This window comes from Ectopseudomonas composti, assembly GCF_001567565.1.
In the GTDB taxonomy this organism is placed as follows: Bacteria; Pseudomonadota; Gammaproteobacteria; order Pseudomonadales; family Pseudomonadaceae; genus Aquipseudomonas; species Aquipseudomonas composti_A.
In genome coordinates this window covers 56,732-81,013 of the sequence record NZ_LSSW01000021.1, presented here as the reverse complement: position 1 = coordinate 81,013, position 24,282 = coordinate 56,732, and the positions used below count along the sequence as shown (strand labels likewise).

The window sequence follows — 24,282 nt, the reverse complement described above, 5'->3', positions numbered from 1 at the left end:
CTAGATGCAAGGATTTTGATTTAAAGCGAATATCCTTGAGGTCGAGCTCCAAAGAAATCGATCAATGATCCGTGAACTGAAAACCTTCGTGGCTGTGGCCCGGCATGGCACCTTCGCTGCTGCCGGGCTGCGCGTGGGCCTGACCCAGTCTGCGGTCAGCGCGCAGATGCGTGTGCTGGAGCAGAACCTGGGCGTGCGCCTGTTCGACCGCAGTGGCCGTGCGGCCGTGCTCAACGCCGCTGGCCGCCATGCTCTGCCACTGGCCGAGCAGATGCTGGGTCTGTACGCGCAGATGGCCGTGCCGACTGCGCTGGCGGAATGGCAGGGCGAGCTGAAAATCGGTGCCATCGCCAGTGTCCAGACCGGGCTGCTGCCCGAAGCTCTGGTGCGTTTCCGCACCCAGGCCGCACGGGTCGAGTTGAAGCTGGTGCCAGGCGTCTCGCTCGATCTGCTGGGGCAGGTGGATGCCGGTGAGCTGGACCTGGCGGTGCTGATTCGTCCGCCTTTCGAGCTGCCCAAGGAGCTGATGCAGGTCGCCCTGGCCCGCGAACCCTTCGTGCTGATCGCGCCGCCCGGCCTGCCGGGTGACGACCCACTGCAATTGCTGCGTGAGCAGCCCTTCGTACGCTATGACCGGCGTTCCTTTGGCGGTCGCCAGGTCGAGCGCTTTCTCCGCGAACAACGGCTGACGCCCCACGAAGCGCTGGAGCTGGACGAGCTGGAAGCCATCGTGCGCATGGTCGAATGTGGCTTGGGCGTGTCGCTGATACCGCGCGCCGGCCTGTGGTGCCAGCGGCCTCAGGCGCTGCGCGTGCTGGAGCTGGGTGAACTCACCTTCCACCGCGAGCTGGTGGCCACGTTGCGCCGCGCCCAGCGTCAGCCGGCTCTGGACTGGCTGCTGCAGTGCTTGACCGAACCAACCTATGATGGCGCCTCCTGTCGGGCGGAGGTATGACGGATGAACAAGGATATCGGTGCAATCAACGGCGCCTGCCATTGCGGCGGCGTCCGCTTTCACGTGACCTTGAGCGATGGTTTGCACAGTGCGCGGCGTTGCACCTGTTCCTACTGCCGCATGCGTGGGGCGGTGGCGGTTTCGGCGGAGTTGGCCGGCTTTCGCATCCTGCAGGGAGCAGACCTGCTGAGCACCTATAGCTTCAACACCCACAGCGCGCAGCACTTCTTCTGCTCGCGCTGCGGCATCTACACCCACCACCAGCGCCGCTCCAATCCCCATCAGTACGGGGTCAATGTCGCCTGCCTGGAGGGCATCAGCCCGTTCGACTTCGCCGAGGTGCCGGTCAGCGATGGCATCGCCCACCCCAGCGATGATCCGACTGGCGCCGGGCCGCGGCAGGCCGGTGTACTGCGCTTCATCCCGTCGTGAGCGGCACAGAGATGAAAATGCCGCGTGGCTTTGCAGCGGCGCGGCATTGGGTACTACTCAGGGCGTAAGCGGCGCTCAGAACGCCGGTACGACAGCGCCCTTGTACTTCTCTTCGATGAACTGCTTGACCTCGGCGCTGTGCAGGGCCTTGACCAGTTTCTGTACGGCCTCGGCATCCTTGTTGTCGGCGCGGGTCACTAGGATGTTGACGTAGGGCGAGTCGCTGCCTTCGATGGCCAGGGCGTCCTGGGTCGGGTTCAGCTTGGCTTCCAGGGCGTAGTTGGTGTTGATCAGGGCGAGGTCGACCTGGCTCAGCACGCGCGGCAGGGTCGCCGCTTCCAGTTCACGCACCTTGATGCCTTTCGGGTTCTCGACGATGTCTTTCGGCGTGGCGAGGATGCCGGCGTCCGGCTTGAGTTTGATCACGCCGGCCTTCTGCAGCAGCAGCAGGGCACGGCCGCCGTTGGTGGCGTCGTTGGGGATGGCGACGATGGCGCCTTGCGGCAGTTCGTCGAGGCTCTTGATCTTGCTGGAGTAGGCGCCGAAGGGCTCGACGTGTACACCGGCAACGCTGACTAGCTCGGTCTTGCGGCTGGCGTTGAACTCGTCCAGGTACGGCTGGTGCTGGAAGAAGTTGGCGTCCAGGTTGCCCTGTTGCACCTGCAGGTTGGGCTGCACGTAGTCGGTGAACACCCGCACCTTCAGCTCCACGCCTTCTTTGGCCAGAGCCGGTTTGACGAATTCGAGGATCTCCGCGTGCGGCACCGGGGTGGCGGCGACGTTGAGGGTTTCGGCCTGGGCCGAGAAGGCGGCGCAGGCCGCCAGGGCAGTCAGCAGTTTCTTCATTTCAAGGTTCCTTTTGGGAAGGTTATTGCGGGTCTCGCGGGTGGCGAGTCGCCGCTTGTCGTGATTACTTACGAGAAAAATGTACAACCAGCCGGTCACCGATCATCTGCAGCACCTGCACCAGGATCAGCAGCAACACCACGGTCACGGCCATCACGTCCGGTTGATAACGCTGGTAACCGTAGCGCACGGCCAGGTCGCCCAGGCCGCCGCCGCCGACCAGGCCGCTCATGGCGGTGTAGCCGACCAGGGTGATGGCGGTGACTGTGGTGGCCGCGAGCAGGCCAGGCAGTGCCTCGGGCAGCAGCGCGCGGGTGATGATCTGCCAGGTGTTGGCGCCCATGGCCTGGGTCGCCTCGATGATGCCGCGCTCCACTTCACGCAGGGCGGTTTCCACCAGGCGGGCGAAGAACGGGGTGGCACCGACCACCAGTGGCGGGATGGCGCCGGCCACACCCAGCGAGGTACCGACCACCACTTCGGTGACCGGCAGCATCAGGATCAGCAGGATGACGAAGGGCACCGAGCGCAGGATGTTCACCACCAGCGACAGCACGCCATACAGGGCCTTCTGTTCGAACAGCTGACGCGGGCCGGTGAGAAACAGCAGGACGCCGAGCGGCAGGCCGAGCAGCACGGTGAACAGCATCGAGCCGAGCAGCATGTTCAGGGTGTCGAGACTGGCCTGCCAGATTTCCGGCCAGAAGACGTTGGGCAGCAGTTGTTCGAGCATCAGCGCAGTACCTCCAGATGCACGTCGGCGGCTTCGAAGCGCGCCAGCGCGGCGTCGATGTCGCCGCCAGTCAGAGCCAGGGTGAGCTGGCCGTAGGGGCTGTCCTTGATGCGGTCGATGCGCCCGGCGAGGATGCTGTAGTCCACCCCGGTCTCGCGCGCCACGGTACCGAGCAGCGGTGCGTAGGTGGCCTCGCCCTGGAAGGTCAGGCGCAGGATGCGGCCTTCGACATGGGCGAAGTCGTCGCGCTGCTCGCTTTCATCGACGTGCTCGGACTCCTGCACGAAGCGCCGCGTGGTCGGGTGCTGCGGGTGCAGGAACACCTCGGCCACCGGGCCTTCTTCGACGATGACACCGGCGTCCATCACCGCCACGCGGTCGCAGACGCGGCGGATCACGTCCATCTCGTGGGTGATCAGCACGATGGTCAGGCCCAGCTCGCGGTTGATCTCGGCCAGCAACTGCAGCACGGCGGTGGTGGTCTGCGGGTCGAGGGCGCTGGTGGCTTCGTCACACAGCAGGATCTTCGGTCGGGTGCTCAGCGCCCGGGCGATGCCGACGCGCTGTTTCTGCCCGCCAGAGAGCTGCGCCGGGTATTTCTTCGCATGTTCCTGCAGGCCGACGCGGGCCAGCAGCTCGGCCACGCGGGCGTCGATCTCGGCGCGGCTCAGCTCGCCGGCCAGGCGCAGCGGCATGGCGATATTGTCTTCGACGGTCTTCGACGACAGCAGGTTGAAGTGCTGGAAGATCATCCCGACCTGCTGGCGGAAGCGGCGCAGGCCACCGGCGTCGAGGGCGGTGACATCGACATCGTCGATCTCGATGCGCCCGCCGGAGGGCTCCTCCAGGCGGTTGATCAGGCGCAGCAGGGTGCTCTTGCCGGCGCCGGAGTGGCCGATGATACCGAACACCTGGCCGCGACCGATCTGCAGCGTGGTGGGCTGCAATGCCGGAATCTCGCGGCCCGCGACGCGGTAGGCCTTGTGGACGGATTGAAAGTGGATCACGCGAACGACCTTTTGGGTATGTTCAGGGCGGGCTGCGTGGGTATCGAGCCGGCCATCGGGCGCCGGGTGAGGCGCAAAGGGGCGCTAGTCTACCCGGCGGGGTTTAGGCCGAGAAAATCTTTGTTGGCCTATGGTTATTACAAAATGGCATTACCGATCCGCGACCGGCGTTGCGCCCTGCATCAGTTGTGCTGTGGGCTCAACAGCAGGCGTGGTACCTGTTGCGGCGCGATCCTCTGGCTCAAGCGAGGATGGAAGGTCGGGTCGAGCTTCTTGATCCGCGCCGAAAGCAACGCCGCGACCCAGGGATAGTCCTTGGCCTGGCGTACTTCGATGCGCACGGCGCAGCGAAAGGTCACGACATCGGCGGCCACGCTATCGAGCAGGCGCCGCAGGTTCTCGTTGTCCTGGTTGTCCAGCATCGGCAACGCCACCGTGCTGCTGGCGGCGTTCGGGTCGATCAGGCGCGCTGTGGGCTTGCTTTCGGCCTCTGCTGTCGGCTGGCTGGCCGGCGCCTTGACGATTGCCGCCTTGGCTGCGACCTGGCGCTCACTGGCCAGGCGCTGCTGGCGCTCGGCGTCGAGTCTGGCGGCCGCTTCGCGGGCCTGTTGCTCGGTTGCCGCCTGGCGGGCGGCGCGGGCGCTGTCGATGGCCCGGTTGAGGTCGTGACTCAGGGCCGGGGCTTGCGGCATCAGGCTGCGGGCCTGGCCCAGCGCCTGCGCGGCGCGATCCAGATCGCCCCGTTGCAGCGCTTGCTGGCCCTGTTCCATGTAGGCTTCGGCGAGCTGGCGCTGGTACTGCTCCAGGCGGGTGTCACGGCTGGCGCGCTGCTGCAGGGCGTCGAGCTGGCTGCGAGCATCGTCGAGGCGTTCTTCGGCCAGGCTCAGGTCAAGCTGGCGGAAAGCGATGACCAGGTCATCGACTGGCGGAACGCTGTGCGGCTGCGTGTTCTGGCAGCCGGCCAGCAGCAGAACCAGAAGAATAGGAAGACCACGAAAAGCGAACGACTTCATGACTACGCGTCTCGAATTGTGCAAAAAACGCGCAATCATACAGGTTCGTAGCGCCGATTTCACCTTGCCCGGGCTACGAGCCACTGGCGATCAGGCGCTGCGCCTGGGTAACGCAAAGCTGGCCAGGAAGAGGGCGGCGGCGCTGACCACGATGGACGGCCCGGCCGGCGTGTCCTGATACCAGGACAGCGTCAGGCCGCAGCATACGGCCAGCAGCCCGAGCAGGCTGGCGCCCACGGCCATCTGCTCCGGCGTGCGTGCGTGGCGCTGGGCGGCGGCGGCGGGGATGATCAGCAGGGAGGTGATCAGCAGCACGCCGACGATCTTCATCGCCACGGCGATCACCACGGCGATCAGCAGCATCAGCGCCAGGCGGATCGCCGCCACCGGCAGACCTTCGACGCGCGCCAGCTCCTCATGCACGGTGATCGCCAGCAGCGGGCGCCAGAGCCAGGCCAGCAGGGCCAGCACCAGCGCGCTGCCGCCGACGATCCAGGCCAGATCGGTCGTGTTCACGGCGAGCAGGTCGCCGAACAGGTAGCTCATCAGGTCGATGCGCACGTCGTGCATGAAGCTGAGCGCGACCAGGCCCAGTGACAGCGTGCTGTGGGCCAGGATCCCGAGCAGGGTGTCGGAGGCCAGCGGCTGGCGCTGTTGCAGGGTGACCAGCAGCACGGCGAGCAGCACGCAGCCGACGGTCACGGTAAGGGTTGGGCTGACGTCGAGCAGCAGGCCCAGCGCCACGCCGAGCAGGGCGGCGTGAGAAAGGGTGTCGCCAAAGTAGGCCATGCGCCGCCAGACCACGAAGGAGCCGAGCGGGCCGGCCACCAGGGCCAGCACCAGGCCGGCGAGCAGGGCGTTGAGAAGAAAGTCGGGCATCAGTGTTTGCAACCTGGGCCGTGAACGTGAGCCGGGCCGTGAATGGTCAGGCCGGGCTTGACCACGCCGCCGTGCAAGTCGTGAGCGTGGTCGTGATGGTGGTGATAGACGGCCAGGCTCTTGGCGTCCTGGCCGAACAGTTCGATGAAGGCGGGGTCGCCGCTGACCTGTTCCGGGTGGCCGGAGCAGCACACGTGGCGGTTGAGGCAGACCACCTGATCGGTGGCGCTCATCACCAGGTGCAGGTCGTGCGAGACCATCAGCACGCCGCAGCCATGGCGCTCGCGCAGCCGCGAGATCAGCCGGTACAGCTCGGCCTGGCCGGCCACGTCGACACCTTGTACCGGCTCATCGAGCACCAGCAGTTGCGGCTCGCGCAGCAGGGCGCGGGCCAGCAGCACGCGCTGCATCTCACCGCCTGAAATGCTCTGCAGCGGGCTGTCGATCACCTGCTCGGCGCCGACCTCGGCCAGTGCCGCCAGCGCGCGTTTGCGATCCACGCCCGGCACCAGGCGCAAGAAGCGCAGCACCGACAGCGGCAGGGTGGCATCGACATGCAGCTTCTGCGGCATGTAGCCGATACGCAGGCGCGGGGTGCGGCGCACGCTGCCGCGCTCCGGTTGCAGCAAACCGAGCACCACACGCACCAGGGTGGTCTTGCCGGCACCGTTGGGGCCGATCAGGGTGACGATCTCGCCGGGCCGCACGCTCAGTTGCACATCGTCGAGCACCGCCTGGCCGTTGAAGCTGACCGCGACGCCCTCGAGCTGGATCAAGGCCTCGCTCATGCCTTGCCCTTGCAACCTGCGCACAGGCCAACGACTTCGACGGTCTGGCTTTCCACAGCAAAGCCGACACCGGCCGCGCCATCGACGATGGCCTGGCTGATCGCCGACTGCTCCAGCTCGGTCGCCGCGTGGCACTCGCGGCAGATCAGGAACTGGCCCTGATGCGCGTGCTCGGGGTGACTGCAGCCTACGAAGGCATTGAGCGAGGCGATACGGTGCACCAGGCCGTTTTCCAGGAGGAAATCCAGCGCGCGATAAACCGTGGGGGGCGCGGCGCGGCGGCCGTCTTCGTCGCTCAGTACGCCGAGGATGTCGTACGCGCCGAGCGGCTTGTGGCTGGCCCACACCAGCTCTAGCACACGCTTGCGCAGGGCGGTCAGGCGCAGACCCTGGCGCGCGCAGATGGCTTCGGCTTCGGCCAGGGCATGGCTGACGCAGCGGGAGTGGTCATGGGGGCGTGAAGCCAGGGGCGTGTCGGTCATGGGCAAGGACGGCGCTGGGAAGAGACGTTATTATGTTACCTGTTCAATCCCGCTTGAGTATGCCCCGTGTCGCGTCTTTTCTGTCTTATTGCCCTGTTTTTCGTCACCAGCGCCCAGGCCGAGGTGCGCGTCCTGACCAGTATCAAACCGCTGCAACTGATCGCCGCAGCAGTGCAGGACGGGGTTGGCGAGCCCGAGGTGCTGCTGCCGCCGGGCGCCTCACCGCATCACTATGCATTGCGCCCATCCGACGTACGGCGCGTGCGTGACGCCGACCTGCTGTACTGGATCGGCCCGGACATGGAGGCCTTCCTGCCTCGCGTACTGAGCGGCCGCGACAAACCTCAGGTGGCGGTGCAGGACCTGCCCGGCATGACCCTGCGCCACTTCGGTGATGGCGATGGCGAACACGATCATGACCACGATGCTCATGAGCACGAAGCGGATGGTGGCGATCTGGGCCATGACCACGATCACCGCCCGGGTAGCCTGGATGCCCATCTGTGGTTGGCTGCCGCCAACGCCAAGGTCATCGCCGCGCGCATGGCGGCAGACCTGAGCAAGCTGGATGCCGCCAACGCCGAGCGCTACGCCGCCAACCTGAACGCATTCGAGGCACGTCTGGATGCGCTCGATGGCCGTATCCGTCCGCAATTGGCTGCCTTGCAAGGCAAGCCGTACTTCGTTTTCCACGAGGCTTTCGACTATTTCGAGGCCACCTACGGCCTCAAGCACGCCGGCGTGTTCAGCGTACTGACTGAGGTACAGCCGGGTGCGCGGCATGTCGCTGCCATGCGCGAGCGTCTGCAGCAGACGGGGCCGAGCTGCGTGTTCAGCGAACCGCCACTGCGTCCCCGCCTGGCTGAGACCCTCACTGCGGGTTTGCCGGTCAAACTGGCCGAACTCGATGCCCTGGGCGGTACCTTGCCGGTCGACGCCAACGGCTACGAACACCTGCTGCAGAATCTGGCAAACGGTCTGACCGAGTGCCTGAATAGTCTGTAGGGCGGAACACGTCCTGTTGCTCCACCGTGGGAGCATCTGCCGAGCCTTTATGGTGGATGAAAAAGGCGTCATCCACCCTACGCACTGTGTAGGAGCGAATTCATTCGTGATTGACGCGGCCCCTGATTGCATCCAGGTCGGGGGCTAACCAGGCTTTTGTGGGAGGGGCTTTCGCCGCGACCCGCCAAGCTACGAACTGTAACCAGCGCCTCGTTGCTGCATGCCGGCGCAAACCACTAGGCTTGCGCTTTTGCCGCGAGCGCCCGCCATGTCGCCAACCGCACCTCGTCCGTCCAATGCCACACTGGTGCTGCTGGCCTCGCTGTATTGCGCGCAGGGCCTGCCTTCCGGGCTGATCGCCCACTCGCTGCCGGTGCTGCTGCGTCAGCATGGTGTCGACCTGGCGCTGATCGGCCTGCTCAAGCTGCTGGCGCTGCCCTGGTTGCTCAAGGTCTTGTGGGCGCCCTGGGTCGACCGTCTGGCTTCACCTCGACAGGGTCACCACCGTGGCTGGATTCTGCCGCTGCAGGGCGGGGTGATGCTCTGTGTTGCCGCCTTGGCAATGCTCGCCCCGCAGACCTTGTTCGGCAGCGGCCTGTGGCTGTTGCTCGGTGTGCTGCTATTGATCAATCTGCTGGCTTCCACCCAGGACATCGCCACCGACGGCCTCACCGTGCGCTTGCTGCCCGAGCGCTGGCGCGGCCTGGGCAACAGTCTGCAGGTGGGCGGCTACAAGATCGGCATGATCGTCAGCGGTAGCGGCCTGCTGCTGGTGATCGATCCGCTGGGCTGGAACCTGGCTCTCGGCCTGCTGGCGGGTCTGATTCTGCTGATGAGCGTGCCGATCTGGCTGTTCCCTGAGCGCCGCGTCCTGCCCTTTCAGCCTGCCCAGGCGGAGCGCGCCCTCGGCCCGCGCCTGTTACTCGATCACTACCGTGGGCTGCTGGCGCAACCCGGCATGTTGCTGTGGCTGGCCGTGGTGCTGACCTTCAAGCTCGGCGACTCGCTGGGCTCGCCAATGATCAAACCGATGCTGGTGGATCAGGACTGGAGCACTGGAGACCTTGGCCAACTGACCCTGATCAGCAGCCTCGCTGGCATCGGCGGAGCCCTGCTTGGCGGCCTGCTCTACGCCCGCATCGGTGTGCTGCGCGCGCTGATCCTGTTCGGCGCTCTGCAGGCCATCGGCATCGCCGCACTGGCCGTGCTGGTGGGGCAGGGTGCCAACACCGGGCTGGTGTACGCCGTGACGCTGTTCGAGCAGGTGGCCGACGGCATGTCCACCGTTGCCCTGTTCGCCGCCATGATGCGCATGTGCCGCCCCGAACACGAAGGCGCCGACTTCACCCTACAGGCGTCGGCGCAGTTACTGCTATCAGGCTTCGTCGGCGCCAGCAGCGGCGTGCTGGCCAAGGCGTTGGGGTATGAGGGGTTGTTCGTGGTTGCCGGCGGGGTGGGGATGCTGGTGCTGGCGGTTGTGTGGGGGCATGCGCGCCGCAGTCCCGCCTGAGCAGCGCTGACATGCGGGGCGGATCACTCCGCCCAGTGCCGACCATGGCGTTCCAGCAGGTGCTGCAACTGCTCCGGGCCGTCGCTGCCGGCCGGGTAGGGGCGCGGGCTTTGGTAGTGCTGGTGCCAGCCCTGCAGAATCGGGTCGACCCATTGCCAGGCGGCTTCCACTTCGTCACGGCGCATGAACAGTGTCGAGTCGCCTTCGATCACGTCGAGCAGCAGGCGTTCGTAGGCGTCCCAGCGACGTTGCTGGTTGAAGGCGTTGGCCAGGTTGAGGTCCAGCTCCACCGGTTTCAGGTGCATGCCCTTGCCGGGATTCTTGGCCATCAGTTGCAAGCTGATGCGCTCTTCCGGCTGCAGGCGGATCAACAACTGGTTGGCTTCGCCACCGTTGAACAGGCGGTGCGGGACCGGCTTGAACTGGATGAGAATCTCCGAGGCCTTCTTCGCCAGGCGTTTGCCGGTGCGCAGGTAGAAAGGCACCCCGGCCCAGCGCCAGTTGTCGATTTCCACCTGCACGGCGACGAAGGTCTCGGTGTCGCTGTCGTTGTCGACGTTCTTCTCGAAGTAGTAGGCGGGCACGTCCTGGCCACCGATCTTGCCGGCGGTGTACTGGCCGCGCACGGTCTTGTCCTGCACGTCGAGGCCGCTGATGGGCTTCAGGGCTTCGAGAATCTTCACCTTTTCGTTGCGCACCGCTTCGGCGTCGAAGCGCACCGGCGCTTCCATGGCCACCAGGCAGAGCAGTTGCAGCAGGTGGTTCTGGATCATGTCGCGCATGGCGCCGGCTTTGTCGTAGTAGCCGCCGCGGTTCTCCACGCCGAGGGTTTCGCACACGCTGATCTGTACGTGATCGATATGCCCGGCGCGCCACACCGGCTCGAACAGGGCGTTGGCAAAGCGCAGCGCCATCAGGTTCTGCACGGTTTCCTTGCCCAGGTAGTGATCGATGCGAAACACCCGCGCTTCGTCGAATACCGCGCCGATGGCGGCGTTGATCGCGCGGGCCGACTCCAGCGAGTGGCCGATGGGCTTTTCCAGCACGATGCGCGCCGCAGGGCCTGCCAGGCCGGCGTTGGCCAGGTGCGCGGCGATGTCTTCGAACAGGCTCGGCGCGGTGGCCAGGTAGTAGACCCGCACACGTTCGTCGTCACGCCCCAGGCGTTTGGCCAGGCGGCCGAAGTCGGCGCTCTGCGCGGCGTCCATGGCGAAGTAATCGAGGCGTGCGGAGAAGCTGGCCCAGGCCTCGTTGGTAAAGTCGGCGCGCGCGACCTGGGCGCGGCAGTGACGCTCGGCCAGCGCCTGGTAGGACTCGCGGCTGTGGCTGCTGCGGGCCAGGGCGAGGATGCGCACGTCGGCGTGCAGACGTCCGTCGCGGTGCAGGTGATAGAGCGCGGGCAGCAGCTTGTGCAGGGCCAGGTCGCCGGTGCCACCGAATACCAGCATGTCGCAGGGAATGCTCAAGGGAAGACTCCGATTCGTTGGGGCGGGCCGTCATGCATGCAAAGAGGCCGCGAAAACGTCCTCAAATATGCCTGTGTTGTTTGGCATGCGGGCATGCCCGAAAGGTTCGTTCAGCGAATTGGCAGGCGCTTGGTTGTGCGCGATAGCGAGCTATGTAGTATAACTACAAGGTCACTACAACCGCCGCCCGCCGATCATAACCGAGCTATGAGTCGCCGGGTGCCGCCGTAGACCCTTTTCTGCATAGAGCCTATCTCAGTGAATCTGTTGCAACACATCGCCCAGTCGCGCCACCTGCTGCGCAAGTCCGAGCTCAAGGTGGCCGATTACGTTTTGCTCGACCCTGCATCGGTGATGCACAGCTCCATGGCCGAGCTGGCACACAGCGTGGGTATCAGCGAGCCGACTATCGTGCGCTTCTGCCGGGCCATCGGTTGCACTGGCTTTCAGGACCTCAAGCTGAAGCTGGCGCAGAGTCTGGCCGCTGGTGCCAGCTTCGGGCAGTTCGCCATTCACGAGGATGACTCGGTCGCCGACTTCAGTCTGAAGATCTTCGACACCACCTTGCATACGTTGATCGAGGTGCGCGAGAAACTCGACCCCGAGGCGCTGCAGCGCGCCATCGCCGCCTGCTCCAATGCACAGCGCGTGGAGTTCTACGGCTTCGGCGCATCCGGCGCCGTGGCGGCCGATGCCCAGCACAAGTTCTTCCGCCTGTTGCTCAACGCCGCGGCCTATTCCGACCCGCACATGCAGGCGATGAGTGCGGTGACCCTGCAGCCGGGCGATGTGGCGGTGTGCATATCGCAGTCCGGTCGTTCCAAGGACCTGTTGATCAGCGCCAACCTGGTGCGTGAGTCCGGCGCCAGCCTGATCACTCTGTGCCCGAGCCAGACGCCGCTGGCGGAGCTGTCGACCGTCAACCTGGCGATCGACGTGCAGGAGGACACCGAGATCTACACGCCGCTGACCTCGCGCATCGCCCACCTGGTGGTGATCGACGTGCTGGCCATGGGCGTGGCCATGGCGCGCGGGCCGAGCCTGGTCAATCACCTCAAGAGCGTCAAGCGCAGCCTGCGCGGCCTGCGCCTGTCGCCGAAGTCGATCAAGACCACGGAAGACTGATTCCCCTCAGAGCGTTCTGATGGAGGTTCGGATCGCTCGCGCGCATTCGATGACCGCTGGCGCCAGGCGGCGCTCGGCCTCCTCGAGCGTCCAGCGGCTGGTCGGCGCCACCACATGTACCGCTGCTACTGGCTGTCCCTGACTGCCGATGATGGGCGCGGCGATGGTCATGTCGCCGAGGAACAGTTCTTCGTTGTTGATTGCATAGCCCTTGCGCCGAGTCGTCTCGATCTGTCGGAGAATTTCCTCGAAATCGATGATGGTCTGCTGGGTATGGCGCTTCAGATCGCTGCTGATCAGTACCTCGCGCGCCTCGTCGCTGCCCAGGGCGCTGAGGTAGGCACGGCCAGAGCCTGTGCAGTACATGGGAATGCGGCTGCCGATGGGCATGTGGATGGGGATGAACTTCGGCGCCACGAAGCGCGCCACATAGACCATCTCCAGACCGTCCGGCTCGGTCAGGTTGGTGGTCTCGCCGGTGGTTTGCGCCAGCTCGGCGAGAAAGGGATTGGCCACGTCCACCAGCGTATCGGCCGCCAGGTAGTTGTAACCGATTTCCATCACTCGCGGCGTGAGCTGGAAGCGCTTGGTCTGTGGATGCTTGCGTACGTAGCCCAGGGTTTCCAGCGTATGAATCATGCGTTGCGCCGAGCTCTTGTTGATGCTCGCCGCCTCGGCGACTTCCGCCAGGTTCATGGTGCGTCGCTGCGCATTGAAGGCGCGCAGGACTGCGAGTCCCTTCTCCAGAGACTGATTGAACAGTGAGTTTTCGCTCTCGCTCACGGCAGCTTCCTTTTGTTTTAAGTGCTTAAATATCGATATTCGATATTTATAAATCTCTTTACGATTCTTGTAAATTGTTTATATTGAATTCGACGCCTCCTGCCGATAACCAAGAGGCCATCCATAGCGCACTAAAGACAATAAAACAGCGTCCAATGGGAGTACCGCCATGCGTCTCAGTCTTCGTAGTCTTACCTGTGCCTGCGCTCTGTTCGCCGGCCTCGTGTCCGTCACCGCCAGTGCCGAAACCCTCCGCGTCGGTGCCACCGCCACCGGCGTGCCTTTCACCTTTCTCGACGTCAAGACCCAGAGCATCCAGGGCATGATGGTCGACGCCGCCCAGGCCGTGGCCAAGGCCGGTGGTTTCGAGGTGGAAATCCAGCAGACCAATTTCGCCGCATTGATTCCTTCGCTGACCACCAAGAAGATCGACCTCATCTCCGCCGCCATGCTGCGCACGCCCGCCAGGGAGAAGGTGGTGCAATATTCCGAACCGGTGTTCAGCTATGGCGAAGGCCTGATCGTGCGCGCCGATGACGACACCGCTTACACCAGCATGGAGGACCTTGCCGGCGAAGTGGTCGGTGCCCAGGTCGGTACCGTGTTCATCGACGAGTTGAACAAGCGCGGCATCTTCAAGGAAGTGCGCAGTTACGACTCCATTTCCGACCTGATGCGTGACCTGACGCTTGGGCGGGTCAAGGCCGGCTTCGCCGACCGCCCAATCCTCGCCTATCAGCTCTCCCAAGGGGCCAATGAGCGCGTGCGACTGGTGCAGAGCTACCAGCCGGTGATCATGGGCGACGTCTGTCTGATCGTACGCAAGGGTGAGCCGGCGTTGCTCGAGCAGGTCAACCAGGGCATCGCCGCGATCAAGGCCGATGGCTCGCTCGAGAAGATCATCGAGAAGTGGCAACTCGACTGATCGGCCTCCGGCCCGCGCATTCGTGCGGGCCGTTCCTTCTTTCTGCGAGCGAGTAGCCCCATGTTTCTCCAGAACGCTCTGGACTTCCTCCCCATTCTTCTGAAAGGGGCGGTGGTCACCGTGCAGGTCACGGCTGGTTCCTTCCTGCTCAGCTCCGTCGTCGGCCTGGTCTTCGCGCTGATGATGGTTTCCAAGGTGCGCGCGATAGCGTTGTTCGCCATCGGCGTGGTCAACGTGATCCGCGGCCTGCCGATCATCGTGCAGCTCTTCTATATCTACTTCGTGCTACCGGATTTTGGCATTCAGCTCACCGCCTTCCAGGCCGGTGTGATCGGCCTCGGTATTGCCTACTCGGCCTATCAGGCAGAGAACTTCCGTGCCGGTATCCAGGCCATTCAGCAAGGCCAGGTCGAGGCCGCCGAGTCCCTCGGCATGCGCGGTGCCATGGTGATGCGCCGGGTGGTGCTGCCGCAGGCGTTCCGCATCGCCCTGCCGCCTTACGGCAATACCCTGGTGATGATGCTCAAGGATTCCTCTCTGGTATCGACCATCACCGTTGCGGAGATGACCCGCGCTGGTCAGCTCATCGCGTCCTCCACCTTCGAGAACATGACGGTGTACACCCTGGTCGCCTTGCTCTACCTGGCGTTGAGCCTGCCGCTGGGCTACGGGCTGCGTCGTCTGGAAGCGCGTATCGGCAAGAGGGGCAAGGCATGATCGAGATCAAGCAACTGCACAAGAGCTTCGGCGACCTGGCCGTGCTGGAAGGCATCGACCTGAACATCGAAAGCGGTGAGGTGGTGTGCCTGATCGGCCCGTCGGGCTCGGGCAAATCCACTCTGCTGCGCTGCATCAACGGGCTCGAGACCCACGACCGTGGCGAGATTCTGGTCAGCGGGCAGCTGGTCAACCGTCACCATGACAGCATCCACCAGATTCGCACCCAGGTGGCCATGGTGTTCCAGCGCTTCAATCTGTTCCCCCATCGCACGGCTGTGGAAAACGTGATGGAGGGGCCGATCTACGTGAAAAAGGAAGCGCCGCGCGAAGCTCGCCTGCAGGCCGAGGCGCTGTTGCACAAAGTCGGCCTCGCGCATCGCATGAATGCCTATCCGGATGAGCTTTCCGGTGGTCAGCAACAGCGTGTGGCGATTGCCCGCGCCCTGGCGATGAAGCCCAAGGCGATCCTCTTCGACGAACCCACATCGGCCCTTGATCCCGAACTGGTCGGCGAGGTGCTGGCGGTAATGCGCAAGCTCGCCGACGAAGGCATGACCATGGTCGTGGTCACCCACGAGATGGGTTTTGCCCGGGACGTGGCCGACAAGGTGTGCTTTCTCCATGGCGGCCGCATCGTCGAGTCCGGCCCGGCTCGTGAGGTGCTTGGTGCGCCCAGCCATCCGCGTACCCAGGAATTTCTGCGGCGCCTGCTGAACAACCCCGAGGCCTCGGCATGAACGCGATCGCCAATCCCGTATTGCCCGCCTCCCTCTGGGCCGCCACCGCGCTACCCGCAGTCAACGCACCTCCCTTGTACGAAAGCTGTGAAGCCGATGTGGCCATCGTCGGTGCCGGTTACACCGGGTTGGTCACGGCGCTGCACCTGGCCGAGGCCGGCGTGCGCGTCTGTGTACTGGATGCCGGCGAGCCAGGCTGGGGGGCGTCCGGACGTAACGGTGGGCAAGTCATTCCGGGGCTCAAGTACGACCCGGAGCAACTGCTCGCCAAGTTCGGCACGCGCGGCGAAGCGATGATAGAGGCCGCCGGTGGTGCTGCCGACGAGGTGTTTGCCTTGATCGAGCGGCTCGGTATCCAGTGCGATGCCAGTCGCAAGGGCTGGATCCAGCCGGCGGTTTCCAGCGTCGCCTTGCGTGGCCTGGAGCAGCGCGCCAAGCAATGGAGCACCCGTGGCGTTGCCGTCGAACTGCTGGATCAGCCAGCCGTGACGCGGCGCATCGGCAGCCAGGCCTACCTCGGCGCCTGGGTCGATCCGCGTGCCGGCAGCCTGCAGCCCTTGAGTTATGCACGTGGCCTGGCCGCTGCCGCGCTTGCTGCCGGTGTCGCCCTGCATGGGCACAGTCGGGTCACCGCGCTCACTCGCGAGGGGCAACGTTGGAAGCTGAGTACCGCGCAGGGTGCCAGCGTGCATGCCGAACGCGTGCTGCTGGCGGGCAACGGCTACACCGACGATCTGTGGCCAGGGTTGCGGCAGACGCTGATCGCCGCCAACAGCTTCATCATCGCCACCGAGCCGCTGCCCAAGCACCTGCGCAGAACCGTCTTGCCGGGAGGCGAGGTGTGTTCGGATGCGCGCCGATTGCTGCTGTACTTCAAGCAGGATGCTCAGGGACGCGTACTGCTGGGCGGCCGTGGCCCCTTTCCGGAGCCGCGTCAGGCGAGTGACTGGGCTCATCTTGAGCGCTCCCTCAGCGGGCTTTTCCCGCAACTCGCCGGTGTGCCCATCGAGTACCGCTGGAGTGGGCGCGTGGCCTTGACCCAGGATTTCCTGCCTCATGTCCATGAACCGGCGCCTGGCTTGTCGATGCTGCTGGGTTACAACGGTCGCGGCGTGGCCCTGGCCACCAGCCTCGGCCGGCATATGGCCAAGCGTCTGGTCGGGCAGGCTGAGGACTTTCCCTTTCCCGTGACGCCGATCCGGCGCATTCCCCTGCATGGCCTGCAGCGTCTCTATCTGGGTGCCGGGATCGCCTGGTATCGGCTGCTGGACGCGCTGTTGTAGGTGGCTGCGCCGGCTCCATGGTCACTGGACTTTCACTGCGTTGCCGTCAAAGCGTCATCTGCCCGGAGCAAGCTGAGGCCTCCAGTCCTCGCTCCGGGAGTACCGAGATGCCTCGTATCTTCGATGACGCGCAACTGCACAACCAACCTGACGCCAAGACCCGGCGCAAACTGCAGGATCAGCGCCGTATGGCCTATCGCCGGGCCATCGAACACTATGCCGAGCAGTGCCAGCTGCAGCGTGAAATTGCCGATTTCCCCGAGTTGTTGGCCGCTGGCTACTCGCGACAGGCCGAGCGCACGCCGCGCCGCGCTGCCTGACCTTTGCTCGCCGCCCTGCCCATGCAGAGCGGCGATCTTGCCCGATTCTACGAACTTGTTGCCCGGTTCTGCTGATCTCTGCGGTTGGCGGCGACAGCCGCTTTGACGCCCTCTACAGTGATGGCCTGGCCCGCCTGCGTGCGGGGTTGACCGTGACCACCGGCAAGCCATGCCGGAACCATCAGACACCATCAGAACAAGGTGGGCAGACCATGATTACCCTGAATCTCAATGGCCACGACCACGAGCTGGACGTAGCCGATGACATGCCGCTGCTGTGGGCGCTGCGCGATGTCGCCAATCTCACCGGCACCAAGTATGGCTGTGGCATGGCCCTGTGCGGCGCCTGCACGGTGAACGTCGAGGGGCAGCCGACGCGCTCCTGTGTCACCCCGGTATCGGCGGTGGTCGGCAAGCGTATCAGCACCATCGAAGCGGTCGGCGAAGACGCCGTGGGCAAGGTGGTTCAGGACGCCTGGCGGCAACTCGATGTGGTGCAGTGCGGCTACTGCCAGTCCGGGCAGATCATGGCGGCAACGGCGCTGCTGAGCAGCAACAAGGCGCCGAGCGACGCCGATATCGATGCGGCCATGAGCGGCAATATCTGCCGCTGCGCCACCTACGTGCGGATTCGTGCCGCTATCCATCAAGCGGCCGAACAACTGGCCTGAGGAGGCGCGTCATCATGGGCAAGATCGAAACCCCCGATAGCGCCGCTCGCGGCATTCTCAATGTCAGCCGTCGTTCGTTGCTCAAGGGCGCGGGCGGGCTGGCGCTGGGCATTTTCTTCGCGCCGCTGATACGCGGCATGGATGCACTGGCCGCCGCTGCTCCGCTGGAGCCGAACGCCTTCGTGCGCATCGATCTCGATGGCAGCGTGACCGTGCTGGCCAAACATCTGGAGATGGGCCAGGGCAGCTACACCGGCCTGGCCACGTTGCTGGCCGAAGAGCTGGATGCCGACTGGGACAAGGTACGCGTCGAAGGCGCGCCGGCCGATGTGAAACGTTACAACAACTTCGCCTTCGGCCCGATGCAGGGCACCGGCGGCAGCACCGCCATGGCCAACTCCTGGGAGCAGATGCGCAACGCCGGGGCCACGGCCAAGGCCATGCTGGTGGCCGCTGCGGCGCAGCGCTGGGGCGTGCCGGCCAGCGAAATCCGTGTCGACAAGAGTGTGCTCAGCCACGCCTCCGGTCGCAGTGCCGGCTTCGGTGAGCTGGTCGAAGCGGCGGCAGCGCTGCCGGTGCCCGAGCAGGTGCAACTCAAGGACCCCAAGGATTTCAAACTGATCGGCAAGCGTGAACTGCGCCGCAAGGACAGTCCGGGCAAGACCGATGGCAGCGCCGTGTTCACCCAGGACTTCAAGTTGCCGGGCATGCTGGTGGCCGTGGTCGCATATCCGCCGCGTTTCGGTAGCGTGCTGCGCTCGGTCGACAGCAGCAAGGCCAAGGCCGTGCGTGATGTGGTCGAAGTGGTGGAATTTCGCGACCTGCCCCATGGTCGCTCCGGGGTCGCGGTGCTGGCGAAGAACACCTGGGCCGCGCGCCAGGGTCGTGATGCCCTGGTGATCGACTGGGACGAGAGCCAGGCCTTCACTCTTGGTAGCGAGGAGATTCTCGCGCAGTACCGCGACAGCGCGGGCAAGCCCGGCTTGCCGGCAGCGAGCAAGGGCGACGCCGATGCGGCGCTGGCCCAGGCGGCGAAAACCGTCGAGGCCGACTACGAGTTCCCTTACCTGGCCCATGCGGCGATGGAGCCGATGAACTGCCTGGTGAAACTCTCCAGCGACCGCTGTGAAATCTGGAACGGCGAGCAGTTCCAGACCGTCGACCAGGCCATGATCAGCGGCTACCTGGGCCTCAAGCCCGAGCAGGTTGCCCTGACCCAGCTGTATGCCGGCGGCAGTTTTGGCCGTCGCGCCAGCTCGGTCTCGGACTATCTGCTGGAGGCGGTGGCGATCACCAAGGCTGCGCGTGACAAGGGCGTGGATGCGCCGGTGAAGATGGTCTGGACGCGCGAGGACGATACCCGTGGTGGTTCCTACCGCCCGCTGTACCTGCACCGCGCACGCATTGGTCTGGATGAGGCTGGCAAGTTGCAGGCCTGGCACAACCGCATCGTTGGGCAATCGATCATTACCGGCACCTCGCTGGAGCCGTTCATGGTCAAGGATGGCGTCGACCACACTTCCGTCGAAGGCGTCTCCAACCTCTCCTACGCCGTGCCCAACCTGCAGGTGGAGCTGAGCACCCCGAGCAATATCAAGGTGCCGGTGCTGTGGTGGCGCTCGGTTGGCCACACCCACACCGGCTATGTCGCCGAAACCATGATCGACGAGGCTGCGGTCGCAGCAGGGCAGGACCCCTACGCCTACCGTCACGCGTTGCTGGAAAGCCACCCGCGTCACCGCGGCGTGCTGGAGCTGGCCGCCAAGCAGGCCGGTTGGGACAAGCCGCTGGCCCCCGCTGGCGAAGGCGAGAAGCGTGGCCGTGGCATTGCCGTGCACGAGTCGTTCGGCTCCTTCGTGGCGCAGGTGGCCGAGGTCACGGTCAAGGCCGATGGCAGCTACCGCCTGGATCGCGTGGTGTGTGCTGTGGACTGTGGCATCGCCATCAACCCGGACGTGATCAAGGCGCAGATGGAGGGCGGGATCGGCTTCGGTCTGGCGGCGGCCCGGCACAGTGCGATCACCCTGAAGGAAGGGCGGGTCGAGCAATCGAACTTCCACGACTTCCAGGTGCTGCGCATGAACGACATGCCCAAGGTCGAGGTGCATATCGTGCCGTCTGCGGAAAACCCCACCGGTGTCGGTGAGCCGGGTGTGCCGCCGTTGGCGCCGGCCCTGGCCAATGCGCTGTTCGCCGCGACCGGGGTGCGTTTGCGCAAGCTGCCGTTCCCGGCGCAGATCAAGGCCTGAGTTCAGGTGCGCTAGACACGACGCCCGGGCAATTGCCCGGGCGTTTTGTTTCGGCCAGTCGCGGCTAAAGCCCCTCCCACAAGGGGCGCGCCAGGCGGTAGGTCGGATGGGGTTAGAGGGGGCGCTTTCGGCTCGGGCATCCTGCTTCGCTCTACCTCCTGCATTTATGCAGTCGTAGCGGCGAGTTTTTTGAGTATTGATCGCGGCTGAAGCCGCTCCTACGGGGGCTGTGTCGGGTGGTAGATCGGCGGCAGCGCGCGGTGTCGCTTTGTGTGTGGGCGCTTTCGGCTCGGGCATCCTGCTTCGCTCTACCTCCTGCATTTATGCAGTCGTAGCGGCGAGTTTTTTGAGTATTGATCGCGGCTGAAGCCGCTCCTACGGGGGCTGTGCCGGGCGGTAGATCGGCGGCAGTGCACCGTGCCGCTCTTTGTAGGAGGCGCTTTAGCGGCGAGCTTTTGCGGTTGATCGCGGCTGAAACGGAGCGCCGCTCCGACAGAGGTGCTGCGTCAGGCCGTAGCCCGGATGCAATCCGGGGGCGCTCAGGAGGCGGTCAGCCTGGTCGTGGTTTCGATCTCGCTGCAATCCAGCGGCGTTGGCGTGTGGATTGCCGCCTGGCGATGCTTGAGCATGCCACCGTCGCGTTGATTCAGCGCGGCCGTCATCTCGGCGAGGATGGCCGTGGCCACGCTCTCCGGCGTATCACCGCCGATATCCAGGCCGATGGGGTAGTGCAGGCGATCCAGTGCCGGCAGTTGCCTGGTGTTCTGGCTGATCTCGCCCAGCAGGCGCTCGGTGCGGTCACGCGGCCCCAGCTGCCCGATGTAGGCCGGGCTGCCCTGCAGTACATGGCCCAGCCAGTGGCGGTCCTGGCTGTAGCTATGGCTCATGATCGCCACCAGGGCGCCGTCGGTGAGCGCGTGCAGGTCATAGGGCGGACGTGCATCGACCTGCAGCACGGCGTCGGCATCGGGGAAGCGCTCGGCGCGGGCGAAATGGGCGCGGCCATCGACCACGGTGACATGCCAGTCCAGCAGCTTGGCCATGTGGGTCAGCGGCTGGGCGTCGTGGCCAGCGCCAAAGATCACCAGGCGGCGTTGCGGCGCCAGGTATTCGCAGAACACTTCGATCTCGCCACGCTCGTCGCGGTAACTGCGCAGCGAGGAGCGGCGCTGGCTGAGGCTCTGCTGCAGGTCAGCACGCACCTCGGCGTCGAGTGCCGGGTCGAGCAGGCGGCTGCGGTCGGTCAGCGCCGGATGCAGGTACAGGCGTTCGCCCACGCGGACACGGGCATTGCGGTAGCTGCCGATCACCGTCGCCACCGCCCCGGCCTGACCGCTTTCACGCACCCGGCGCAATAGATCGAGCACCGCCAGCGGCTGTTCCGCGCTGTGGCGTTCGAGCAGTACGTGCACGGTGCCGTTGCAGCCGAGGCCGAAGGTCAGCGCGGCGTCCTGGTCGTCATCGTCGTCCTCGGTGGCCGTGCTGTAACGGCGGACCACGGCGTCGCCGCCATCGGTCAGCCACCAGGCCTTCTTCGCCACTTCGGACTCCAGGCAGCCGCCGCTGATGGTGCCCACGGTGCCGCCGTAGAGCGGGATCAGCATGCGTGCGCCGGGGCGGCGGTAGGCCGAGCCTTCGACCTTGACCACGGTGGCGAGCACGGCCTGGCCGTTGTCGTGTTCGAGCGCGCGGAGGGCGCCGAGCAGGGCGCTGGTTCCCGACAGCATAGGTTTCTCCCAGGCAGTTGAGGCAGGCCGATACGAGGCGGCTGCCAGGCTGCCAATGTCCTGTATGGCAGTTGAGAAGGGTTAGGCCGATCCTGCGAGATTCTTGCCCGATCCTGCGCTGCAGGCCTGAAAACGCTCGGCCAGCTTGCCGATATGGGCGCGTTCGGTGCGGATGAAGTCGACGAAGGCCTGCGCCACCGGTGACAGGCGCCGGCCACGGATATTCACCACGCACCAGCTGCGCTGCAAGGGCAGCTCCACCACCGGCAGCTCGCGCAGCAGGCCATGCTGCAACTCCAGGCGCACGGCGTGACGGGGCAGCAGGGCAAGGCCAAGGCCGGCCAGCACCGCCTCGCGCTGCGACTCCAGTGAGCCGATCTCCAGGGTGTGTGGGAAGTGCGCGCGTTTCTGGTGGCAATACTCTTCGCAGGCGCGACGGGTGCCCGAGCCGCTTTCGCGGATCAGCAGCGGGTAGGGGGTGAGATCCGGCAGGTGCAGGCTGTCTGCCTCGCACAGGGGGTGGTCCGGTGGCGCCACGGCGATGATCGGGTTCTCGAGGAAGGGCATGAAGTCGAGCGCCATGTCCTGCGGCACCTGGCTCATGATCATCAGGTCGTCGCGGCTCTGGGTCAGGCGGCGCACCACCAGGGCATGGTTGACCACGGTCAGGTTCAGGCTGACTTCCGGGTAACTGCGGCGAAAGTCGGCGAAAAGATGGGGAATGAAATACTTGGCACTGGACTCCACGCACAGGTTCAGCTGCCCCTGCAGCGAGCCCTGCAAGTCCGACAGCTGCATGTCCAGGCTTTCCAGGCGGCCGAAGATGTCGCTGCTGGCGCGGCGCAGTGCCTGGGCGGCTTCGGTGAGGTAGAGCTTCTTGCCGACGTATTCGAACAGCGGCTGGCCGACCAGCTCTTCGAGCTGACGAATCTGCAGGCTGACGGCTGGCTGGGTCAGTGCCATTTCTTCGGCAGCGCGGCTATAGGAGCCGTGTTCGCACACGGCGCGAAACACCTGAAGCTGGCGCAGCGTCATGCGAAGCAGGGTTTTACGCACGTTTTCGTCCTCGTTCGGTCAATACATAAGTAATTACTTATGCATGATCAAATAATTATTCATTTTTGTTAATTCGTATAGCCGGATAGGGTTTGCCCACGTTTGCAACCAACTGTTGCAGCGGCCCTTGCAGCTCTGCGCTGAGGATTGGATCGTGATAAGAAAAATACTGATCGCTAACCGTGGTGAGATCGCCGTCCGCATCGTGCGGGCCTGCGCCGAGATGGGCATCCGTTCGGTTGCGATCTACTCCGATGCGGACCGCCATGCCCTGCATGTAAAGCGTGCCGATGAAGCGCACAGCATTGGCGAAGACCCGCTGGCCGGCTATCTGAACCCGCGCAAACTGGTCAACCTGGCCGTTGAAACCGGCTGCGATGCACTGCACCCCGGCTATGGTTTTCTGTCCGAAAACGCCGAACTTGCAGAGATCTGCGCCGAACGTGGGATCAAATTCATAGGCCCAAGCGCGGAAGTCATCCGCCGCATGGGCGACAAGACCGAGGCCCGCCGCAGCATGATGGCCGCTGGCGTACCCTGCACCCCGGGCACCGAAGGCAACGTCGCCGATCTGGCCGAGGCCCTGCGTGAAGCCGAGCGTATCGGTTATCCGGTGATGCTCAAGGCCACTTCCGGTGGCGGCGGGCGCGGCATTCGCCGTTGCAACTCGCGCCCCGAGCTGGAGCAGGCCTACCCGCGTGTCATCTCCGAAGCGACCAAGGCCTTCGGCAGCGCGGAAGTGTTCCTGGAAAAATGCATCGTCAATCCGAAGCACATCGAGGCGCAGATCCTCGCCGACAGCTTCGGCAATACCGTGCACCTGTACGAGCGTGACTGCTCGATCCAGCGCCGCAATCAGAAGCTCATCGAGATCGCCCCCAGCCCGCAGCTCACCCCCGAGCAGCGCGCCTACATCGGCGACCTGGCCGTGCGCGCCGCGCAGGCCGTGGGGTACGAGAACGCCGGTACCGTGGAGTTCCTGCTCGCCGAAGGCGAGGTGTACTTCATGGAAATGAACACTCGGGTGCAGGTGGAGCACACCATCACCGAGGAAATCACCGGCATCGACATCGTCCGCGAGCAGATCCGCATCGCCTCGGGGCTGGCCCTGTCGGTCAAGCAGGAAGACATCATCCACCGTGGTTATGCCCTGCAGTTCCGCATCAACGCCGAGGACCCGAAGAACAACTTCCTGCCCTCGTTCGGCAAGATCACCCGTTACTACGCGCCCGGCGGCCCTGGCGTGCGCACCGACACGGCGATCTACACCGGCTACACCATTCCGCCTTATTACGACTCGATGTGCCTGAAGCTGATCGTCTGGGCGTTGACCTGGGAAGAGGCGATGGACCGTGGCCTGCGCGCACTGGACGACATGCGCGTGCAGGGCGTGCGCACCACCGCACCTTATTACCAGGAAATTCTGCGTAACCCGGAATTCCGCAGCGGCCAGTTCAATACCAGCTTCGTCGAAAGCCATCCGGAACTGACCCAGTACTCGATCAAGCGCAACCCGTCGCACCTGGCCATCGCCATCGCCACCGCCATCGCTGCCCACGCGGGCCTGTAG

Annotated in this window: 24 protein-coding genes; 13 read left to right on the top strand and 11 right to left on the bottom strand. The window is 64.9% G+C overall.

Annotated elements, in window-relative coordinates; all coding sequences use genetic code 11:
• Window positions 1-64 precede the first annotated feature (64 nt).
• Together PCLY_RS07705 and PCLY_RS07700 are read left to right on the top strand one after the other, a co-directional pair.
• Window positions 65-955: a LysR family transcriptional regulator gene (locus tag PCLY_RS07705; protein WP_061238712.1), complete on the top strand. Its 891-nt coding sequence runs from the start codon at window positions 65-67 to the stop codon at window positions 953-955.
• Between the two features lie 3 nt (window positions 956-958).
• Window positions 959-1,387, top strand: a complete 429-nt coding sequence (locus PCLY_RS07700; protein WP_061238711.1) for a GFA family protein — start codon at window positions 959-961, stop codon at window positions 1,385-1,387.
• A 75-nt stretch (window positions 1,388-1,462) separates the two neighbouring features.
• Here PCLY_RS07700 and PCLY_RS07695 read toward each other — a convergent pair whose 3' ends face one another.
• From PCLY_RS07695 to zur, 7 genes are all read right to left on the bottom strand, one after another.
• Window positions 1,463-2,233 carry a MetQ/NlpA family ABC transporter substrate-binding protein gene (locus PCLY_RS07695; protein WP_061238710.1) on the bottom strand — a complete coding sequence of 257 codons (771 nt, stop codon included), beginning with the start codon at window positions 2,231-2,233 and terminating at the stop codon, window positions 1,463-1,465.
• Between the two features lie 64 nt (window positions 2,234-2,297).
• On the bottom strand, window positions 2,298-2,966 hold the full coding sequence (locus PCLY_RS07690) for a methionine ABC transporter permease (protein ID WP_061238709.1): 669 nt from the start codon (window positions 2,964-2,966) through the stop codon (window positions 2,298-2,300).
• Window positions 2,966-3,973, bottom strand: coding sequence for a methionine ABC transporter ATP-binding protein (locus PCLY_RS07685; protein WP_061238708.1), 1,008 nt, complete (start codon window positions 3,971-3,973; stop codon window positions 2,966-2,968). The genes PCLY_RS07690 and PCLY_RS07685 overlap by 1 nt, the downstream gene beginning before the upstream one ends.
• Before the next feature lie 182 nt (window positions 3,974-4,155).
• The gene (locus PCLY_RS07680; RefSeq protein ID WP_061238707.1) at window positions 4,156-4,986 is read right to left on the bottom strand and encodes a PA5502 family lipoprotein; all 831 of its coding nucleotides are present in this window, start codon (window positions 4,984-4,986) and stop codon (window positions 4,156-4,158) included.
• A gap of 90 nt (window positions 4,987-5,076) precedes the next feature.
• Entirely contained in the window at window positions 5,077-5,865 is a 789-nt protein-coding gene (znuB, locus tag PCLY_RS07675) for a zinc ABC transporter permease subunit ZnuB (protein WP_061238706.1), read from the bottom strand.
• Window positions 5,865-6,653 carry a zinc ABC transporter ATP-binding protein ZnuC gene (znuC, locus tag PCLY_RS07670; protein WP_061238705.1) on the bottom strand — a complete coding sequence of 263 codons (789 nt, stop codon included), beginning with the start codon at window positions 6,651-6,653 and terminating at the stop codon, window positions 5,865-5,867. The genes znuB and znuC overlap by 1 nt, the downstream gene beginning before the upstream one ends.
• Complete coding sequence (zur, locus tag PCLY_RS07665) at window positions 6,650-7,135, bottom strand: zinc uptake transcriptional repressor Zur (RefSeq protein ID WP_061238704.1); 486 nt, start codon at window positions 7,133-7,135, stop codon at window positions 6,650-6,652. The genes znuC and zur overlap by 4 nt, the downstream gene beginning before the upstream one ends.
• A gap of 66 nt (window positions 7,136-7,201) precedes the next feature.
• Here zur and znuA point away from each other — a divergent pair, with 66 nt between their 5' ends.
• Together znuA and PCLY_RS07655 are read left to right on the top strand one after the other, a co-directional pair.
• Entirely contained in the window at window positions 7,202-8,140 is a 939-nt protein-coding gene (gene znuA / locus PCLY_RS07660; RefSeq protein ID WP_061238703.1) for a zinc ABC transporter substrate-binding protein ZnuA, read from the top strand.
• A gap of 268 nt (window positions 8,141-8,408) precedes the next feature.
• Entirely contained in the window at window positions 8,409-9,650 is a 1,242-nt protein-coding gene (locus tag PCLY_RS07655) for an MFS transporter (protein ID WP_061238702.1), read from the top strand.
• 23 nt (window positions 9,651-9,673) lie between these two features.
• On the opposite strand, the gene zwf is transcribed toward PCLY_RS07655, so the two are convergent.
• Window positions 9,674-11,098: a glucose-6-phosphate dehydrogenase gene (gene zwf, locus PCLY_RS07650; RefSeq protein ID WP_231740128.1), complete on the bottom strand. Its 1,425-nt coding sequence runs from the start codon at window positions 11,096-11,098 to the stop codon at window positions 9,674-9,676.
• Between the two features lie 276 nt (window positions 11,099-11,374).
• On the opposite strand from zwf, the gene hexR reads away from it, so the two are divergent.
• The gene (gene hexR, locus PCLY_RS07645) at window positions 11,375-12,241 is read left to right on the top strand and encodes a transcriptional regulator HexR (RefSeq protein WP_061238700.1); all 867 of its coding nucleotides are present in this window, start codon (window positions 11,375-11,377) and stop codon (window positions 12,239-12,241) included.
• A 6-nt stretch (window positions 12,242-12,247) separates the two neighbouring features.
• Here the strand turns inward: hexR and PCLY_RS07640 are convergent, their stop codons facing one another.
• Entirely contained in the window at window positions 12,248-13,024 is a 777-nt protein-coding gene (locus PCLY_RS07640) for an IclR family transcriptional regulator (protein ID WP_061238699.1), read from the bottom strand.
• 169 nt (window positions 13,025-13,193) lie between these two features.
• On the opposite strand from PCLY_RS07640, the gene PCLY_RS07635 reads away from it, so the two are divergent.
• The 7 genes from PCLY_RS07635 (at window position 13,194) to PCLY_RS07605 (ending at window position 19,929) form a co-directional block, all read left to right on the top strand.
• Window positions 13,194-13,949: a substrate-binding periplasmic protein gene (locus PCLY_RS07635; protein ID WP_061238698.1), complete on the top strand. Its 756-nt coding sequence runs from the start codon at window positions 13,194-13,196 to the stop codon at window positions 13,947-13,949.
• 60 nt (window positions 13,950-14,009) lie between these two features.
• A complete protein-coding gene (locus PCLY_RS07630) occupies window positions 14,010-14,666 on the top strand; it encodes an amino acid ABC transporter permease (RefSeq protein WP_061238697.1) in 657 nt (218 codons plus the stop codon).
• Entirely contained in the window at window positions 14,663-15,406 is a 744-nt protein-coding gene (locus tag PCLY_RS07625) for an amino acid ABC transporter ATP-binding protein (protein WP_061238696.1), read from the top strand. The genes PCLY_RS07630 and PCLY_RS07625 overlap by 4 nt, the downstream gene beginning before the upstream one ends.
• On the top strand, window positions 15,403-16,689 hold the full coding sequence (locus tag PCLY_RS07620) for an NAD(P)/FAD-dependent oxidoreductase (RefSeq protein ID WP_061238695.1): 1,287 nt from the start codon (window positions 15,403-15,405) through the stop codon (window positions 16,687-16,689). Before PCLY_RS07625 ends, PCLY_RS07620 begins: the two co-directional genes overlap by 4 nt.
• 107 nt (window positions 16,690-16,796) lie before the next feature.
• The gene (locus PCLY_RS07615) at window positions 16,797-17,009 is read left to right on the top strand and encodes a PA3496 family putative envelope integrity protein (protein ID WP_061238694.1); all 213 of its coding nucleotides are present in this window, start codon (window positions 16,797-16,799) and stop codon (window positions 17,007-17,009) included.
• A 212-nt stretch (window positions 17,010-17,221) separates the two neighbouring features.
• On the top strand, window positions 17,222-17,680 hold the full coding sequence (locus tag PCLY_RS07610) for a (2Fe-2S)-binding protein (RefSeq protein ID WP_061238693.1): 459 nt from the start codon (window positions 17,222-17,224) through the stop codon (window positions 17,678-17,680).
• 14 nt (window positions 17,681-17,694) lie between these two features.
• The gene (locus PCLY_RS07605; RefSeq protein WP_061238692.1) at window positions 17,695-19,929 is read left to right on the top strand and encodes a xanthine dehydrogenase family protein molybdopterin-binding subunit; all 2,235 of its coding nucleotides are present in this window, start codon (window positions 17,695-17,697) and stop codon (window positions 19,927-19,929) included.
• 539 nt (window positions 19,930-20,468) lie between these two features.
• On the opposite strand, the gene PCLY_RS07600 is transcribed toward PCLY_RS07605, so the two are convergent.
• Window positions 20,469-21,656 carry an XdhC family protein gene (locus PCLY_RS07600; protein WP_061238691.1) on the bottom strand — a complete coding sequence of 396 codons (1,188 nt, stop codon included), beginning with the start codon at window positions 21,654-21,656 and terminating at the stop codon, window positions 20,469-20,471.
• Window positions 21,657-21,737: 81 nt separating this feature from the next.
• Window positions 21,738-22,712 carry a LysR family transcriptional regulator gene (locus PCLY_RS07595; protein WP_061238690.1) on the bottom strand — a complete coding sequence of 325 codons (975 nt, stop codon included), beginning with the start codon at window positions 22,710-22,712 and terminating at the stop codon, window positions 21,738-21,740.
• Between the two features lie 154 nt (window positions 22,713-22,866).
• Here PCLY_RS07595 and PCLY_RS07590 point away from each other — a divergent pair, with 154 nt between their 5' ends.
• Window positions 22,867-24,282 (top strand): acetyl-CoA carboxylase biotin carboxylase subunit, encoded by a 1,416-nt coding sequence (locus PCLY_RS07590; protein WP_061238689.1) that lies wholly within the window; start codon window positions 22,867-22,869, stop codon window positions 24,280-24,282.

Coding starts and splice junctions, on each gene's coding strand:
- zwf (WP_231740128.1), bottom strand. CDS start 11,098: ATGCTGGTATTCGGTGGCACCGGCGACCTGGCCCTGCACAAGCTGCTG.
- PCLY_RS07620 (WP_061238695.1), top strand. CDS start 15,403: ATGAACGCGATCGCCAATCCCGTATTGCCCGCCTCCCTCTGGGCCGCC.
- PCLY_RS07695 (WP_061238710.1), bottom strand. CDS start 2,233: ATGAAGAAACTGCTGACTGCCCTGGCGGCCTGCGCCGCCTTCTCGGCC.
- PCLY_RS07705 (WP_061238712.1), top strand. CDS start 65: ATGATCCGTGAACTGAAAACCTTCGTGGCTGTGGCCCGGCATGGCACC.
- PCLY_RS07625 (WP_061238696.1), top strand. CDS start 14,663: ATGATCGAGATCAAGCAACTGCACAAGAGCTTCGGCGACCTGGCCGTG.
- PCLY_RS07630 (WP_061238697.1), top strand. CDS start 14,010: ATGTTTCTCCAGAACGCTCTGGACTTCCTCCCCATTCTTCTGAAAGGG.
- PCLY_RS07600 (WP_061238691.1), bottom strand. CDS start 21,656: ATGCTGTCGGGAACCAGCGCCCTGCTCGGCGCCCTCCGCGCGCTCGAA.
- znuC (WP_061238705.1), bottom strand. CDS start 6,653: ATGAGCGAGGCCTTGATCCAGCTCGAGGGCGTCGCGGTCAGCTTCAAC.
- PCLY_RS07615 (WP_061238694.1), top strand. CDS start 16,797: ATGCCTCGTATCTTCGATGACGCGCAACTGCACAACCAACCTGACGCC.
- PCLY_RS07610 (WP_061238693.1), top strand. CDS start 17,222: ATGATTACCCTGAATCTCAATGGCCACGACCACGAGCTGGACGTAGCC.
- znuB (WP_061238706.1), bottom strand. CDS start 5,865: ATGCCCGACTTTCTTCTCAACGCCCTGCTCGCCGGCCTGGTGCTGGCC.
- PCLY_RS07690 (WP_061238709.1), bottom strand. CDS start 2,966: ATGCTCGAACAACTGCTGCCCAACGTCTTCTGGCCGGAAATCTGGCAG.
- zur (WP_061238704.1), bottom strand. CDS start 7,135: ATGACCGACACGCCCCTGGCTTCACGCCCCCATGACCACTCCCGCTGC.
- PCLY_RS07605 (WP_061238692.1), top strand. CDS start 17,695: ATGGGCAAGATCGAAACCCCCGATAGCGCCGCTCGCGGCATTCTCAAT.
- PCLY_RS07655 (WP_061238702.1), top strand. CDS start 8,409: ATGTCGCCAACCGCACCTCGTCCGTCCAATGCCACACTGGTGCTGCTG.
- PCLY_RS07700 (WP_061238711.1), top strand. CDS start 959: ATGAACAAGGATATCGGTGCAATCAACGGCGCCTGCCATTGCGGCGGC.
- PCLY_RS07635 (WP_061238698.1), top strand. CDS start 13,194: ATGCGTCTCAGTCTTCGTAGTCTTACCTGTGCCTGCGCTCTGTTCGCC.
- PCLY_RS07680 (WP_061238707.1), bottom strand. CDS start 4,986: ATGAAGTCGTTCGCTTTTCGTGGTCTTCCTATTCTTCTGGTTCTGCTG.